This is a genomic window from Campylobacter lanienae NCTC 13004 (assembly GCF_002139935.1).
In the GTDB taxonomy this organism is placed as follows: Bacteria; Campylobacterota; Campylobacteria; order Campylobacterales; family Campylobacteraceae; genus Campylobacter; species Campylobacter lanienae.
The window spans coordinates 1,309,121-1,325,466 of the sequence record NZ_CP015578.1 but is presented as its reverse complement, the minus strand read 5'-3'; the positions used below and the strand labels follow the sequence as shown (position 1 = coordinate 1,325,466).

The following is a 16,346-nucleotide window of genomic DNA, read 5'->3' as shown; positions in this document are numbered from 1 at the left end:
TATGAGTGATGAGTTTTATCTATCTTTAGCTATTGATAAAGCGTGGGATTATCAGCTTTTGACCTATCCTAATCCTGCAGTTGGGGCTGTGATTTTAGATGAAAATGGCAAGATTTTATCTATTTGTGCTCACCAAAAAGCCGGAGAGGCTCACGCTGAATTAAATGCGACAAAAGAGGCTTTAGAGAGCAAAGATAGCAGTTTAAAAAGCATATTTGCTGCCGCTAAAAATCCAAATGAGCTATATAATCTCATAATCCAAAATCACCGAAATTTGCTTAAAAACTCCACCTATTATGTGACGCTAGAGCCATGCGCTCATCAAGGCAAGACGCCACCTTGTGCGAGTTTAATTCTTGCTATGGGGGCAAGGCGAGTTGTGATCGGCTCAAAGGATTTAGGTGAGCATGCTAAGGGCGGGGCTAAGCTTTTGGCTGATAATGGCGTGGAGATAGATATTGGAGTTTGTGCTAAGGAGTGTGATGAGTTGCTTGAGCCATTTCTTAGATGGCAAAGTGGGAATTTTATATTTTTTAAAATTGCCTTAACGCAAAATGGCGTAGCAACTGGCGGTGTGATATCAAATTTAACTAGCAGAGCTCACACTCATCAAATTCGCTCATTAGTTGATCTTATGGTAGTTGGCGGTAATACAGTTGGCATAGATAGACCGATTTTAGACGCAAGACTAGCTAATGATAGAGCGCCAAATATCTTGATATACTCATCTAAATTTGAATTTGATAGACAAATACCGCTTTTTAAAGTGTCAAATAGAGAAGTTACTATCTCAAATTCCCTAAAACTAGCTTTTGAAAAGAGATTTGTGATGATAGAAGGTGGCGAAAATTTCTTAAAAAATTTAGATTCTAGGGTAGAGTGGATCTTGATATATCGCTCAAATGAGTTTAAAATGGCTGAAAATATAAAGCTAAATTTAAAATTAAATATTCTACATAGAACGAGATTAGATGATGGTGAGCTCTTGTGGTGTAAAAGAGTAAATTCGGAGCAAAAATGAAGTATGTAACGATTTTTGGCTCATCAAGATTGGATGATACAAATATACATTATAAAAAGGCTTATGAGATTGCGGCGGCCTTGGCTAAGGCTGGTTATGGCGTGATAACTGGAGGCGCTGGTGGCATTATGGAAGCAGCGAATCGTGGAGCATTTGAAGCGGGTGGAGAGAGCATCGGCTATAATGTTGTTTTGCCAAATGAGCAGCACCCAAATTCGTATTGTAGTGCTGTAGTAACCATGGATAATTTGAGAGATCGCAAACACGCTTTGATAAAAGATAGCTCTGCTTTTATCATTTTGCCAGGTGGATTTGGGACTTTAGATGAGGTTTTTGAGGTGATGACTTTAGCTCAAACTAAGATAAAAGAGCATAAAGTTGTATTTGTCCAAAGCGAATTTTGGTCGTTGCTTTTCGAGTTTTTCAAACGCTTAGCTGATGATGGATTGATAGATTATGATAGTGAATTTTATAGATTAATAGATGATGTAGATGAAATTTTAGAGTTTATAAAATCTTAATTTTTAGTTAAATCAATTTAAGGAGTCAAAATGACAAAATCAGGTAAAAATTATAAGGTAATATCTAGCAAAGATAGCCCTAGAAGCGAGTTTCATGATGAGCTGAATTTAACAGGCTGTGAAGTCTCTATAAATCACTTAAAAGCCGGTGATAGCGTGCCTTTTGTCCATTCTCATAAGCAAAACGAAGAGGTCTATATAGTGCTTGAGGGGAGTGGAGTTTTGTATATTGATGGCGAAGAGTTTGAAGTAAATGGTGGCGATATCTTGCGTATAGACCCAGAGGGCAAAAGATGCTTTAAAGCAAACTCTAAAAGCGATTTGAAATATATCTGTATCCAATGTAAAGCCGGTAGCTTAGAGCAGTTTAGCTACGGAGATGGTGAGTTAAATAGTGAAAAACCAAGTTGGCTATAAACTCACTTAAATTTATAAAATAGCAAATTTAAATCTCCTAATTTGTTAACAATATCAAAAGATGATTATGCTAAATGCGAGATAACCGGATATCCAAACTCCATTTAGCTTGATCACAACACCAAAAATCTAAAATTTAATTACATTCTCATTACAAATTCATTTTAATCCATTTTGCTTTAATTTTTTACCATTATATTGCTTACAACTAACCATTAAAATATAATTAATTTAAGTGATATTTAAGCCCAAAAGGGAAATTTATATAAAATTTTTTAAATTTTTTAAAAAATTTAGTGAATTCCCCCCCCCCCATATTAATATTTTAATCTTTCGTGCGATATAATGAAATATGCTTAAGCAAAGGATTAAGCTTAAATCTTCCAAAAAGGAACAAATATGAGTTTTAGAATCAACACTAACATAGCAGCGATGAATGCTCATGCTAACTCACAAATCACAGATAGAGCACTTAGTAGCTCACTTGGTCGCCTTAGTTCAGGCCTTAGAATTCAAACAGCAGCTGATGATGCTTCTGGCTTAGTTATTGCTGACTCACTAAAAAGCCAAGCCAACTCATTAGGTCAAGCTATATCTAATGGTAATGACGCAATAGGTATAGTTCAAACAGCTGATAAAGCTATGGATGAACAGATTAAAATACTAGATACTATTAAAACCAAAGCTATCCAAGCAGCTCAAGATGGTCAAAATAGTGATTCTAGAAGAGCCCTTCAAAATGATATTAGCAGACTTCTTGAAGAGCTAGATATGATAGCTACTACTACAAGCTTTAATGGCCAACAACTCTTAAATGGAAATTTTAGCAATAAAAACTTCCAAATAGGTGCTTATAGCAATGAAACAGCTAAAGTAAGCATAGGTGCTACAAACTCAAATACAATTGGGCATACTAGGTTTGAGACTACGAATAATGCGATATTTTCATCTATTTCAACACTATCAGGCGTAGCAGTTAAATTAAGCGGAATTGATGGTTACCCTGGCGGTTATGAATTTCAAAAAATAGATAATGACACATTTAAATCAGATGGCTACAAAGCTGTAGCTGAAATGATGAACGGCGTAAGTGATAAAACTGGCGTAAAGGTAAATGTAAATAATACTCAAATTTTGGGTGTTGTAGCTGCAGGTACCGTAAGAGATTTAATCATTAATGGCGTTAGTATAGGTAATGTAACCGTAAAAGCTAATGATAGTGATAACGCTCTAATTGGAGCAATTAATGCTAAAAAAGATGAAACAGGCGTAGAAGCTAGTTTGGATAACGGAAGACTAGTCTTAGCTGCTAAAGATGGTAGAGCTATAAGAATAGCAGCATTCTCTGCTACTGCAACTACAGTATTTAGTGCCAGAACTGGTGCATCCTTAGGTGGTCCGGCGCATAGTGCTGGTACGGTTTATTTAGGAACTATCACATTTGTCCGCCAAGATGCTAGAGATATAAAAGTTGGTTTAAATAATATGTCTATTGTGTCTGGTATGTCGGCAGCAGCTATAACTGTAGCTTCTATCGCTTCAGCAACTTATAATCAATCAAGCGTAAATTTAAAATATATGAATGCTGGAACAATTGATTTTGCTACCGCTAAGGCTATGGGCTTCTTCGATGGTGGCTATTCTGCAGCTTATGGTCAAGCGGCTCAAGCCGGTGGGGTAAATACCTATGGTGGTGCTCAAGCTATGGTGGATGTAGCAGAATCAGCTAGAAAAACTTTGGATAAACTAAGAGCAGATCTAGGCTCAGTCCAAAACCAATTAGTAGCAACTATCAATAACATCACAGTTACCCAAGTCAATGTCAAATCAGCTGAAAGTCAGATAAGGGATGTGGATTTTGCTAGTGAGAGTGCGAATTTCTCTAAATTCAATATCCTAGCTCAAAGTGGTAGCTACGCCATGAGCCAAGCCAACGCCGTCCAACAAAATATATTAAGATTGTTACAATAATTTAATCTGTGCTTCGCACAGGTTTAAATTATTTTTATTTTTTACTTCGCAGACTAGCAAAGCTAGTCTTTGCGATAAAATTTTCGCAATAGCAAAACAACCTTAAATGGTTGTTTTGTGGCGAAAATTTGGAATGTGACCCATTCGCCCTTGACCCACCTAAAGCCCCACTTCGTGGGGTACCCCAGTTATCTGCTCCAAAACCTTTTTAGCAAGTTAAATATTTTATTAAAAACTCTTTTGAGTTTTTAATAAAATTAGTTAAATCTGTGCGAAGCACAGCAATGGGGTACCCCGCTTGCGGGGCTTTAGGGGTTTTGAAAGGGCGTAGCCCTTCATCGCAAAGGTCGGCTTTGCTGACCTGCGAAGTTAGAAATAGAAGGCTTTTCAGGGGGTTAGGGGTTGTTAAGGGGGAAGCCAAGGTGTTGCTATCCTTCGTAGCGTCGCAAACGATGATTTACATCGTTTTTGCTGTCACGCTACTCAGCTGCCAAAAAAGCGCTCCCCTTCCCACTTAAAAAAGAAAATAAACTTATAATAATAAATTTATATAATATTCTAAATTTACAAAAAAGAAAAATAAATTCAAAATTTAAATTTTCTAAAACTAAAAATTTTAGTAAAAATTTGAAGTCTTAAATGAGCTTTCCCAGTTATCCGCCCCAAATCTTTTTTAGTAAATTTAAAATTTTATTAAAACTCTTTAAGATTTATTAAAAATGATTTTGCGGAAGGTATAAGCTTAAATCATATTTGTAAATTTGCTATTTTTTATCTTTTTTTAGCTAGAATAAAACTTTAATTTATCCAAAAAGGGCGATGATGATTCGTATAGGTTTGCATGGGGCAAGTGGCAAGATGGGAAGCGAGATAATCGCAAATTTAAAAGGACTTAATAACGCTAAATTATCAGTAGCATACACTATAGAGCCTATGAGCGTGGATGATGGTGTGATAGTTACTGATAAATATGATGTTTTGTTTGATAATAGCGATGTGGTGATTGATTTTAGTATCGCAAAGGCATCTATAAATTTAATTAATTACGCTAGGACAAATCCAAAACCACTAGTTATAGGCACAACTGGGCTAGGCGATGAAGGGGGCGAACTAATCAAACTAGCAAGTGCTACTATGCCGATACTTCAAGCTACAAATATGAGTCTAGGCGTAGCGGTGCTAAATCGCTTAACTGAGATTGCTAGTAGGGTGCTAAGTGAATTTGATATTGAGATTATTGAGATGCATCATCGCAATAAAATTGACGCACCAAGTGGCACTGCTTTGACTCTTGGGGAGCATGCTGCTAGGGGTAGGAATTTGAATTTATCAAATGTTAGGATTAGTGGTCGTGATGGGATGATGGGTCCCAGAAGTAAAAATGAAATAGCTGTAATGTCGCTTCGTGGTGGTGATATCGTGGGTAGGCATACGGTTGGATTTTATAATGATGGTGAGTATATAGAGCTCAATCACACAGCTACAAGTAGGGCTACATTTGCTAAAGGTGCGATAAAAGCAGGAATTTGGCTAGCTAATAAAGAGCCAAAATTATATACAATATATGATGCTTTAGGGATATAAAATGTGTGCGATAGTAGGGGTAATAAATTCAAAAGATGCGGCTAAAACGGCGTATTATGGGCTGTTTTCTATGCAGCATAGAGGGCAAGAGGCAAGTGGGATTAGCTCTAGTTATAATCATCAGATTAAAACTATTAAAAATAGAGGATTAGTAACTGAGGTTTTTAATAGCGCTAGCTTCGAGATATTACAAGGGCAGATGGCTATAGGGCATAATAGATATTCAACCGCTGGAAGTGATAGTGTGCTAGATGCTCAGCCGGTGAGTGCGAAATACTCTTTGGGTGAGATTAGTATCGTTCATAATGGAAATTTGATTAATAAATATGAAGTTAGGGAGCGATTAATCGAAGATGGTGCGATATTTCAATCCAATATGGATACAGAAAATATCTTACATTTAATAGCTAAAAGCAAAAAAGAGAATTTACAAGATCGCATTATAGAGGCTTTGGGGCATATCGTTGGGGCGTATTGTTTGTTGATTTTGAGTCGCTCTAAGATGTTTGTGGTGCGTGATCCATACGGCGTTAGGCCTCTTAGCATAGGTAGATTAAAAGATGGTGGATATATCGTAGCTAGTGAGAGCTGTGCTTTTGATCTGGTGGGGGCTACATTTGTGCGTGATGTAGCGCCTGGCGAGATGATTATATTTGAAGAGGGCAAAAGCTCATTTAAAAGTATAGATCTATTTGAGACTAAAGACCCTAGAATTTGTGCTTTTGAGTATATATATTTTGCTAGACCCGATAGTGTGATAGATGGTAAAAATGTATATGAGATTAGAAAAAAGCTTGGTGAAATTCTAGCTGATAAATCCACTTGTAAGGCTGATTTTGTCGTGCCGGTGCCGGACTCTGGTGTGCCTGCGGCTTTGGGGTATGCTGCTAGGAGTAAAATCCCATTTGAGATGGCGATTGTGAGAAATCACTATGTGGGTAGGACCTTTATAGAGCCAACCCAAGAGATGAGAAACCTTAAGGTTAAATTAAAATTAAATCCTATGAGTAGTGTCTTAAAAGGCAAAAGCATTGTAGTAATCGATGATAGTATAGTGCGTGGGACAACTAGCAAGAAGATTGTAGAGCTGCTTCGCAATGCTGGCGCTAGGGAAATTCATATGAAAATTGCCGCTCCTGAGATCAAACATCCTTGTAGATATGGTATCGATACGCCAAGTTATGAAGAGTTAATTAGCGCTAGGATGGATGCTAGAGAGGTGTGTAAATTTATTGGTGCGGATAGCTTGGAGTTTTTAAGTATTGATGAGCTAACTACAGGGCTAGGAAGTGAGCGTAAATATTCGCTTGTTAGCTTTGATGGGGATTATTTTATAAGTTAAATTTGGCTTGTGGCTTTATTTAAGCCACTTTTTGTTTGATTGAATTTAAATTTTGTCTAAATGGCTTTGTAATTTGATATAATTGTGATATTGATTAAATTTTAATTTAAGGAGTGTTTAATGAAGGGGAAAATTTTAGGTGCCGGTGCCATTAGCGGCGAAGATGGCAATAGATATTATTATGATGAAGATGCCATAAAAAATCTTAATGAAAATAGTAAGATAGAGGGTTTGGAGGTTGATTTTGATATAAAAGATGGAAAAGCTGTTGAAATTTATATTATTAGCAAAAGCTTTTCGCCAAATTTCGGCTCTATTGGTGGTAGCTTACAAAATACAAATTTACCAAAGATAGATTCTAAATATGCCTTTTTGGATCTAAATGAAGCAAAAAACAATATTTTGGCTATTAATATCCATCCTGTAAAGATTTTTATCATTATTGCTATTTTGATAAATTCTATTAATTCTTATGCGGCTTATCCGGAATTTAGCGGGTTTTTTTACTATTTCTTTACTGTTTTATCTGTTGTTTTGATGGGTTGGGTGAGCTTTTGTTTGTCTAAACTTGCTAACTCTTTAGCACTTATAAAATATTATGCCTATATGCTTATATCGTGTGTCATGGTCTTTATCTGTACTAAAGCATTTGTAGAAAATTTAATTCCTACTTTTTATAATAATGGTTTTCCATATTTTAGCCTTATATTTGGTTTAATTTTTTTAGTTGTTTGTATTTATATGCTTTTTAAATGGTATAAAACCTTAGCTTATGTAACAAATGAAAAATACTTTATATATAGCTTGTATCTTGGGATTTTAGCAGTAATTACTGGAATTATTGAGCTTATTATTGTTATAAATATTATGGTTGGTAATGTTGGAAGATTTGGCGGTGGCACATTTATGGGCGATATCTCAATGATTTTATCTATTTTATCCTTTGTGATATTTATAGTAGCAACACTGAAATTTAGAGATATCAAGCAAGATAATCAAGCAAAATAGTCAAGATTTAGATCCATTATATAATGGATCTAAATATAGCCTTATCCGCCACCTACGAATTCTACGATTTCGATTTTCATACCATCTTTTATGATAAACTCACCCCATTTGACTTTTGGGACGATTTGCATATCTATTTCGGCGGCGACTCTGCTGTGATCGTAGCCTTGTGATTTTATTAGCTCGGCAAGGGTGGAATTGGCTTTTATGGTGATGGAATTTGAGTTAAGCCAAATTTGTATCATTTTTCATCCAATCCATAAGCGACTCTATACTCTTCATAACTACCTTTAAAATCCACGATTTGGCCATTACCTTTAAGGTGTAAAATTCTATTAGCAAAAGCATCTATAAGCTCTCTATCGTGGCTTACGCAGATACAACTACCACTAAAATTATAAAGCGCCTCGCCTAAAGCGATGATAGCTTCAAGATCAAGATGGTTATTTGGCTCATCTAAGATAAGTAAATTCGCCCTTTGTAGCATAAGCTTAGATAGCATTAATCTATGCTTTTCGCCACCGCTTAGACTGCCAACTTCTTTTTCTTGTTCAGCGCCGCTAAATAGCATTCTACCAAGGCATTTGCGTATCTCATCTAGATCTTTGTTTTTAGAGTCTTGAAGCCACTCGTATAATTTATGGTTGCCTGTGATTTTGTTTGAGCTATCTTGAGCGAAGTAGCCCAGCTCGATTGTAGCGCCGATATGAATATCTCCGCTATCTGCTGACAATTCACTTGTGAGAATTTTACATAGAGTGGTTTTGCCAACGCCGTTTGTGCCGATGATTGCGATTTTATCGCCTTTATTCATCTTAAAATTGAAATTATCCAAAATTACATTATTATCAAATTTTTTGCTTACTGATTTTAGCTCGATTAGCTCATTTCCGATCTCACGATTAATCCTAAACAGTATACTAGGATCACGGCGGCTAGATGTTTTGATCTCATTGATTTGGAGTTTTTCAAGCTGTTTGGCTCTACTTGTGGCTTGTTTGGCTTTGCTGGCATTAGCGCTAAATCTAGCTATAAATTTCTCAAGCTCTTCACGCTCTTTTAACTTCTTATCACGCTCCATTTCAGCTTGTTTGGCTACTAAATTTGCTGCGATATACCAATCATCATAGTTACCGCTAAATTCTCTAATTTGTTTAAAATCCACATCCAAAATATGCGTACAAACTCTATTTAAAAAGTGTCTATCGTGGCTGATTACTACTAGCGTGCCTTCGTGGTTGATTAACTCTCTTTCTAGCCAAGCGATAGCATCGATATCAAGGTTGTTTGTCGGCTCATCAAGAAATAAAATATCAGGCTTAGGAAATAGCACTTGAGCGAGCAAGACTTTTACCTTATCGCTGCTTTCGATTTGGCTCATTAATTTATCATACTCATGTAAGCCAAGTGAGCTTAGGATTTTTTCTATCCTTGTTTCATACTCATATGTTGGGTCCTCTTCAGCGGTGATAATCTCAAGTTCGCTTAAACGCTCATTAATTTCATCTGTGAATTCTTCGCTTAGATATAATTTTTCTTTCTCTTTTATCGCATCATATAGTCTTTTATTGCCCCATAAAACAGCGTCTTTTAAGCTGAAGTCTTCAAAGGCGAATTGATCTTGACCTAAGACGCCGATTTTTTTATTAGATTCTATAATTATATCGCCGCTAGTGTGTTCTATTTGGCCACTTAAAATCTTTAAAAATGTAGATTTTCCAGCACCATTTGCGCCGATTAGGCCATAGCGATTGTGCGAATTTAGCTTTAAATTTACATCTTCAAAGAGTAGTTGCGAGCCAAAACGATGAGTTAGGCCTTTGATTTCAACCATTTTGTCTCCTTAGTGCAAATCGGCATTTAGTTTGATCGCTCTTTTGCTGATGTTGGCTGTGATTTGACCTGTTTGGCTATTTTGGCGATAGTGAATTCCATTTAAATTCGCTAGTTGAGAGGCTTTATAGATGTCTTGGTTAAATTCAAATGTAGGATTTAGCTTTTGAAGGGCTTCTTTGTCATTTATAAATACCTTTGTGCCCTCTAAGATAGCAATACCTGCATCTACGATACAATCATCGCCGAGCGGGACACCTGTGACCGAGTTTGCGCCTAATAAGCATCTTTTGCCTATGCTAATTGGGTTGCCATTTGTGCCGCTAAGTACCCCTAAGATACTAGCACCGCCACCTATATCGCTACCATCGCCTACTTTGACCGAGCTTGATACTCTACCTTCTACCATCACAGCGCCGGTGGTGCCTGAGTTGAAATTGACATACGCAGCGCCAGGCATTATGGTGGTGCCTGGGGCTAATACTGCGCCCATTCTGACTTTAGCGCTATCTAGAATTCTAGTATTGTCACTTGGGATTATGTGATTTAGGTAGCGTGGGAATTTATCTACGCTTACGATATTTGGATACCAGCCTTTCATTTTTAGCCAAATTTCATTCTCTCTTAGGTGATCTAGCTCGTGCGGATTTCCATCGCTATCCCAAGCTAAATTTGGGAGTATCCCAAAGGCGCCATTTAAATTCAAGCTTCTAATTTCAGCTTTGTTTAATGATAGTAGATATAGTTTTAGATATACGGCTTCAACGCTTTTTGGTGCTTCATCGCTATATAAAAATGTAACTACAAATTGAGCGTCGGATTCTAATTCGTCTTCACTTAAAATCTCATCTAAGATTAGTAAATTTTGGATATTTTTGTGTTTATCGCCTTCGCACTCATCAACTAAAAAATCGAAAATATCCAAAGCGTCGCTGACAATGCTTGAATTAATAGGTGCTATAAATTCGCTTGTGCTATTATCGATTTTTATCCCATTTTTCTCAATTGCCCAGCTTAATACAGCGGCGCTTCCATAATTTTCATTCATATTTACCACTGCGTAATTTACGCTTATTGTCTTGCCTGATTTGCCCTTGATGCTTCTGCCTATGGCAAAGGCGATTGGGTCTTTATATCCAGCTTTGGAGCGTATCTCATCGGTAAAATTTTTTAAATCATCTAAATTTTTGATACTCATTTTTTTCCTTTATTTTAAGATTAAATTTACTCTTTATCCATCATATCTTTGTAGCTATTTAAGGCATTTTTACGCTCTTGAAGGTAGTTTCCAAGCTTTTGCTTGTTCTCTTGAAAAAATAGCTCAAAATCATCTTTATTTTTTATCTTCTCTTCGCCAAACTTATCCAAAAGCACATTTGAGCTACCTACTAAAACTAGATATTTTTGGTTTTCGTAGTTTAGCAAGATTACTTTATTTTGTTCATCTAGTGGTTTTTCATAGATTATATCAACGCTTTCATTATCTAAATTCCAGCTTAGATTACCATTTGGTTTGGCTGAATTTGAGATATTTTGCGTAGATATTTCAAATGGTTTTGGGTTTGGATTGATCTTTGGGGTTTGATCTTTTGGCTTAGGGGCTTTGGATTTTAAATTTTTCTTAGCGTATTTGGTTTTAAGATACATAGAAAATACAAATAGTGTAAATAGCACTAAAATTACGATAACATAGTTTGTATAGATATCATCTTGACTATCTTTTTTGGTTGGGATATTGGGTAGTGATGGCTCTTTTGGTATGGGTTTGGTTGTGGCGGTTTGGCTCGGCTTTGTTTGTGGTGTTATGCGAATTCTAAGGCCAAATTTATCACTTGTTTTAGATGCTATTATAGAGATTGGCTTTGATGATTTTAGCTCTAATATAGTTGTGTTATTAGCAGAGGCGATCTGTATGTTTTGTAAGATATTGGATTTTATAGCTTTATTGATTTTGTCTTTGGTTGATACGCTATCTAAGATTATATTGGTTGTTTGATTGTTGTTTTGTTGCTTTATAGTGCCACTATATGGAGCGTCAAAGCTTAGCATAATATCAACTCTCTCATCTCTTTCATAGATATTATGAGTGAGCAAATTCACAGCCCAAAGTGGCAAGGATATTATCATTAAAAGCAAAATTTTCATAACTGCTCTCTTTTGAAATATTGGATTACAGATTTAGAGTCTAATATCTCATTTATACGGATTGCGAGATTTTTCTCATATACCATTACCTCGCCTTTGCCAAATATTCTGTTATTTATATATAACTCTACACTCTCTCCGGCTGGCTTTTCTAGGTCTATAACAGAGCCGATTTCTAGTTTTAAAAGCTCTCTAACGCTAATTGTAGTCATACCAAGATCGCTGATAAACTCCACCCCTATATCAAGTAGCTCATCATAGCCGTGAAATAAGCCATTTGGGCTTAGATCTGTATCGTTCATGCTCTTTTGTAGCCTATTTTAAATGTTTTGTTTTTCATTTTAAATATTTGTGATTTTTCAAGTCTAACTGGAAATCTCTCAACTTTACCTAAAAATTCAGGTGTGCCAAGCTTGTAATTTCCATTGTTATTGTCATTTAAGAGATTTTTGGCGTATCCTACGATTTGATTGGCTACTTCTCTGCTTAAATCGCCTAGATCTGTTTTTTTGCCTTCTTCTTTATTAAATAATTTATCTACAAATAGCTCTAATGTCTCTTTTTTGAAGTATAGATAAAATTGGATCTCTTCGCCATCTTTATATATCGGAATGCTAGCACCATATAAATCTTTGCCTAGGCTCTTTCCCTCTTCTAGTTTGTATCCAAAAATATCACTGCAAAAGTGCTTTGTAGCGTAGTTAATAGCATTTAGCATTATAATCTCCTCGAGTTTTGGACGGTATTATACAAAATTTAACTTTAAAAGAGAATATTTATAGATTTTTTGGCTAAATTATTATCGCAAATTTAGCCAAATTTATATCTATTCAAATAGCTCTTTTATCTTTTTATGAGCGGTTTGTGGGTCAAATTCGCTTGTGATTTCTATAATCTTAGTGCCTATGATTGCTCCATCGGCATACTCTTTTACCTTTTTGACATCGCTAGCATTCTTGACCCCAAAGCCTATGGCGACAGGCAAATTGGTGTTGTCTTTTATAGTTTTAATCATATCTTTTAATCTATCAATTGAGCTTTGTTCCCCGCCAGTTACACCCAAAGAGCCTACAGCATAGATAAAACCATTAGCTTTGTTTAATATCTCTTTTGACCTTTTGGTGCTTGTAGGAGCGATTAATCTTATGAGTGCGATGCCGTATTCTTCGCATTTTTGGGCGAATTTACTACTCTCTTCAAAAGGCATATCAGGGACTAAAATTCCGCTAATTCCACAATCCTTGCTATCTTGTAAAAATCTATCTTCACCATAAGTTAAGATGATATTATAATAGACTAAAAATACTAAGGCTTTTTTGGTTTTTACCTCTTTTAGCATATTAAATACCTTTGTTGTATTTACCCCATTTTCACACGCTTTAAAAGCGGCATTTGCGATTACTTTTCCATCAGCTAATGGATCAGAATATGGTATTCCTATTTCTACTAAATCCAAGATACTATCATCTAATAAATTCAAAAACTCTTTTGTATATTCTAAGCTTGGATATCCAGCTAAAATATATCCGATATTTGCCTTTTTACCATTAAAAGCAGCTGATATTTTATCCATAGATTGTTCCTTTTTTATACTCCATTATAGTATGCATATCCTTATCACCCCTACCACTTACATTGACAACAATATTTGATCGTTTATCTAAGGTTGGGCAGAGCTTATCTAAATAGGCTAGGGCGTGAGAGCTCTCAATAGCTGGTATTATCCCTTCTAATTTTGATAGAAGTCTTAGGGCATTTATACACTCATCATCATTAACAGCGTAGTAGCTCACTCTACCTATATCTTGTAAATGCGCATGCTCGGGCCCAACACCTGGATAATCAAGCCCCGCACTTATGCTATGAACGGGCAAAATCATTCCAAATTCATCTTGTAAAACGATGGTTTTCATCCCATGGATTATGCCATCAGCGCCCTTAGTTAGAGTCGCTGCGTGGTATTTAGTCTCTATACCAAGCCCAGCGGCTTCTACGCCTATGATATTTACACTTGGATCATCTAAAAAAGCTGAAAATATCCCAATAGCATTACTCCCACCGCCAACACAAGCGATGATATAATCAGCTTTTACCCCTTTTTCATCTAATTGTGCTTTGGCTTCAGTGCCGATTATACTTTGGAAATCTCTAACGATTTTTGGGTATGGATGAGGCCCAACAGCTGAACCGATCACATAAAATCTTGTTTCTATCTCATTTACCCACGCTTGAATAGCTGCCGTGGTGGCCTCTTTAAGCGTGCCAAGTCCATCGCTAATAGGCACTACATTAGCCCCTAAAAGCTGCATTTTATAGACATTTAGAGCCTGTCTTTTGGTATCGCATTCGCCCATATAAACATCACACTCCAAACCCAAAAGCGCCGCCGCAGTCGCAGTAGCCACGCCGTGCTGACCAGCGCCTGTTTCGGCTAAAACCTTTTTTTTACCCATTTTTTTGGCAAGCAAAGCTTGGGCTAGGGCGTTATTGATCTTGTGAGCTCCTGTGTGATTGAGATCTTCTCTTTTTAGATAGATATCATGCCCATAATGCTCACTTAGCCTTTTGGCGTGATACAATGGGCTTGGTCTGCCTACATAATCTCTTAAAAGCTCATTTAACTCAGCCTTAAACTCATCGCTACTAGCTATCTTTTCATAAGCAACTTCCAGCTCATTTAATGCGCTCATCACGGTTTCAGGGACAAATTGGCCACCATATTTACCAAAATAGGCTTTTGCATTCATCTTAAATCTCCTAAATTAACTATTTTTAAAATTTTATATATCTTTTTGCTATCTTTAAACCCAAACTCATCTTCTATTTTACTATTTATATCAATTAAATTTGGTTTAAGCTTCATAGCTTCTTTTAAATTTTCTACACCGATTCCACCGGCTAAACCAAATTTAATATCTAAATTTTTTAGTAAATCCCAATTAAATTTAACCCCATTTCCACCCTTTTTTTCACCTTTTGTATCAAATAATATTTTATCATAACTCCCATTAAGCTCTGGTAATGATTCATCCACGCTAAAAACTTGCCAAACTTCGCAACCAAATTTGGTTTTATCATCTACTTTTTCATAGATTTGAGCAGCGTCTAAATTCGCTAAATTCACTATCTTGGCTATCTTATCAAACTCAATCCCAGCAAATACTCCAACAACTTTTATACCAAATTTATGAGCCAAATCAGCAATATTTTTAGCCATTTCTAAGCTAACTTGCCTTTTACTCTGAGCAAAAATCACACCGATGAAATCCACCCTTTGAGCGTCAAATTCGCACTCGCATACACTTTTGGCTTCGTTTAAATTTTTGATACCGCAAATTTTGATTAATGGCTTCATCTCATATCCTTTTTGATGATATAAAGATACTCTGTCACATATAAATCTCTTGAGTTTAAATTTCTACTAGCTCTGTAAGTTGGGTATTTGATCTCTACCTTATCAACCTCGCCAATTTTTGCTAAATTTATCAAAAATTCATTCATACTGATAAAGCCATCTGAGCTAAATGAGATGATTAGATATTTGGCTTTAAATTCGCTTAAAAGGTTGAAAAATTCATCGCTTGCTTTTGCTTTTTTATTATATTTTGAGCGGTTCCAGTCGTTTGGTATGCCGCTAACTTTGCTGATTTGTTCTATATTTGGAGCTTTAAAATTGCTAATTAAATTTAACATAAAGTAGTTTGACCCATAAGGATGTTGATTATAAGGTGGGTCAAAATAGGCTATATCGACTTTTGATATGGATTTGGCAAATTCCAAAGCGTCATTTTGGAAAACTTCAAATTCACTTTGAAAATTTGAAAAAATCGGCATTTTTAGCTCTATTTTACCCAGAATTCGCCTCAATGCATTTTCGCCCTGTCCGCCAAATTTACCAACGCCATCTTTGTCTTTATAAAATCCTTTAAAAACCCCACCGGTATTGGAGTGGATGGAAGCCTGACTAAGCAGCGGGGCGATAAAATATTTTTGAAATTCAGTTGGAATTTTAGATATTTCATCTCTTAAACCGCCTAAAATTAACGCATTTTGCCTAGAGTAAAAAACTCTTTCATTTTTTTGGATATTTTCATCATTTTTTGGGGCATAAAGTTCGCTTATAAAGCTCTCTTTTGGGGTGAAATTATTTTGAATTTGAGTAAAATATTTAGATAGATTATCTATCAAATTTGGATTGTAATTTGATAGATAACATGAGTTTATAATGTATGAGTATCTCTCTAAATCATTGGCAAAGATTACGCTAGAATGAGATTTAGCAGCTCTTGCGACTATGCCGCTACCACTAAAAACATCAGCAAATGATATCTTGCTTTTGGCAAGATCATTTTTGATATCAGTTATCACTTTAGTGATATTTGATAGGAGTGAGCGTTTATTGCCTAGATAGCTGATTAATTGCTCACTTAGATACTCTTTTTTTTCTTTCATTAAATCTCCAAATTTCAAGAAACAGATTATATTAAATTTTAACTTTGAATTT

General features: G+C 35.8%; 17 protein-coding genes. 7 read left to right on the top strand and 10 right to left on the bottom strand.

All coding sequences use genetic code 11. From position 1 onward, the window contains the following. The first annotated feature begins 1 nt into the window (after position 1). The 7 genes from ribD (at position 2) to CLAN_RS06735 (ending at position 7,864) form a co-directional block, all read left to right on the top strand. Positions 2-1,021, top strand: coding sequence for a bifunctional diaminohydroxyphosphoribosylaminopyrimidine deaminase/5-amino-6-(5-phosphoribosylamino)uracil reductase RibD (ribD, locus tag CLAN_RS06765; protein WP_100590896.1), 1,020 nt, complete (start codon positions 2-4; stop codon positions 1,019-1,021). Next, the gene (locus CLAN_RS06760; protein WP_100590895.1) at positions 1,018-1,542 is read left to right on the top strand and encodes an LOG family protein; all 525 of its coding nucleotides are present in this window, start codon (positions 1,018-1,020) and stop codon (positions 1,540-1,542) included. The genes ribD and CLAN_RS06760 overlap by 4 nt, the downstream gene beginning before the upstream one ends. A 30-nt stretch (positions 1,543-1,572) precedes the next feature. Continuing rightward, positions 1,573-1,959: a cupin domain-containing protein gene (locus tag CLAN_RS06755; protein ID WP_096025546.1), complete on the top strand. Its 387-nt coding sequence runs from the start codon at positions 1,573-1,575 to the stop codon at positions 1,957-1,959. A 399-nt stretch (positions 1,960-2,358) separates the two neighbouring features. Further along, on the top strand, positions 2,359-3,930 hold the full coding sequence (locus tag CLAN_RS06750) for a flagellin B (RefSeq protein ID WP_100590894.1): 1,572 nt from the start codon (positions 2,359-2,361) through the stop codon (positions 3,928-3,930). A gap of 822 nt (positions 3,931-4,752) precedes the next feature. Further along, positions 4,753-5,514 carry a 4-hydroxy-tetrahydrodipicolinate reductase gene (gene dapB / locus CLAN_RS06745; RefSeq protein WP_086243581.1) on the top strand — a complete coding sequence of 254 codons (762 nt, stop codon included), beginning with the start codon at positions 4,753-4,755 and terminating at the stop codon, positions 5,512-5,514. Position 5,515: 1 nt separating this feature from the next. Then, on the top strand, positions 5,516-6,856 hold the full coding sequence (gene purF, locus CLAN_RS06740) for an amidophosphoribosyltransferase (RefSeq protein WP_100590893.1): 1,341 nt from the start codon (positions 5,516-5,518) through the stop codon (positions 6,854-6,856). A gap of 120 nt (positions 6,857-6,976) precedes the next feature. Further along, a complete protein-coding gene (locus CLAN_RS06735) occupies positions 6,977-7,864 on the top strand; it encodes a hypothetical protein (RefSeq protein ID WP_100590892.1) in 888 nt (295 codons plus the stop codon). Between the two features lie 41 nt (positions 7,865-7,905). Here CLAN_RS06735 and thiS read toward each other — a convergent pair whose 3' ends face one another. From thiS to CLAN_RS06685, 10 genes are all read right to left on the bottom strand, one after another. Next, entirely contained in the window at positions 7,906-8,109 is a 204-nt protein-coding gene (thiS, locus tag CLAN_RS06730; RefSeq protein WP_096015710.1) for a sulfur carrier protein ThiS, read from the bottom strand. Then, positions 8,106-9,698, bottom strand: coding sequence for an ABC-F family ATP-binding cassette domain-containing protein (locus tag CLAN_RS06725; protein ID WP_096030026.1), 1,593 nt, complete (start codon positions 9,696-9,698; stop codon positions 8,106-8,108). The genes thiS and CLAN_RS06725 overlap by 4 nt, the downstream gene beginning before the upstream one ends. A gap of 9 nt (positions 9,699-9,707) precedes the next feature. After that, on the bottom strand, positions 9,708-10,895 hold the full coding sequence (locus tag CLAN_RS06720) for a 2,3,4,5-tetrahydropyridine-2,6-carboxylate N-succinyltransferase (RefSeq protein ID WP_096015712.1): 1,188 nt from the start codon (positions 10,893-10,895) through the stop codon (positions 9,708-9,710). A gap of 26 nt (positions 10,896-10,921) precedes the next feature. Next, complete coding sequence (locus tag CLAN_RS06715; RefSeq protein ID WP_100590891.1) at positions 10,922-11,842, bottom strand: hypothetical protein; 921 nt, start codon at positions 11,840-11,842, stop codon at positions 10,922-10,924. Then, on the bottom strand, positions 11,839-12,144 hold the full coding sequence (gene fliN, locus CLAN_RS06710) for a flagellar motor switch protein FliN (RefSeq protein WP_096014195.1): 306 nt from the start codon (positions 12,142-12,144) through the stop codon (positions 11,839-11,841). The genes CLAN_RS06715 and fliN overlap by 4 nt, the downstream gene beginning before the upstream one ends. Next, a complete protein-coding gene (locus tag CLAN_RS06705; protein WP_096014194.1) occupies positions 12,141-12,560 on the bottom strand; it encodes a chemotaxis protein CheX in 420 nt (139 codons plus the stop codon). Before CLAN_RS06705 ends, fliN begins: the two co-directional genes overlap by 4 nt. 108 nt (positions 12,561-12,668) lie before the next feature. After that, entirely contained in the window at positions 12,669-13,415 is a 747-nt protein-coding gene (gene trpA, locus CLAN_RS06700) for a tryptophan synthase subunit alpha (RefSeq protein ID WP_100590890.1), read from the bottom strand. Further along, complete coding sequence (gene trpB, locus CLAN_RS06695; protein ID WP_100590889.1) at positions 13,408-14,589, bottom strand: tryptophan synthase subunit beta; 1,182 nt, start codon at positions 14,587-14,589, stop codon at positions 13,408-13,410. The genes trpA and trpB overlap by 8 nt, the downstream gene beginning before the upstream one ends. Further along, positions 14,586-15,197, bottom strand: coding sequence for a phosphoribosylanthranilate isomerase (locus tag CLAN_RS06690; RefSeq protein ID WP_100590888.1), 612 nt, complete (start codon positions 15,195-15,197; stop codon positions 14,586-14,588). The genes trpB and CLAN_RS06690 overlap by 4 nt, the downstream gene beginning before the upstream one ends. Next, a complete protein-coding gene (locus tag CLAN_RS06685) occupies positions 15,194-16,294 on the bottom strand; it encodes a DNA adenine methylase (protein ID WP_100590887.1) in 1,101 nt (366 codons plus the stop codon). The genes CLAN_RS06690 and CLAN_RS06685 overlap by 4 nt, the downstream gene beginning before the upstream one ends. Positions 16,295-16,346 lie beyond the last annotated feature (52 nt).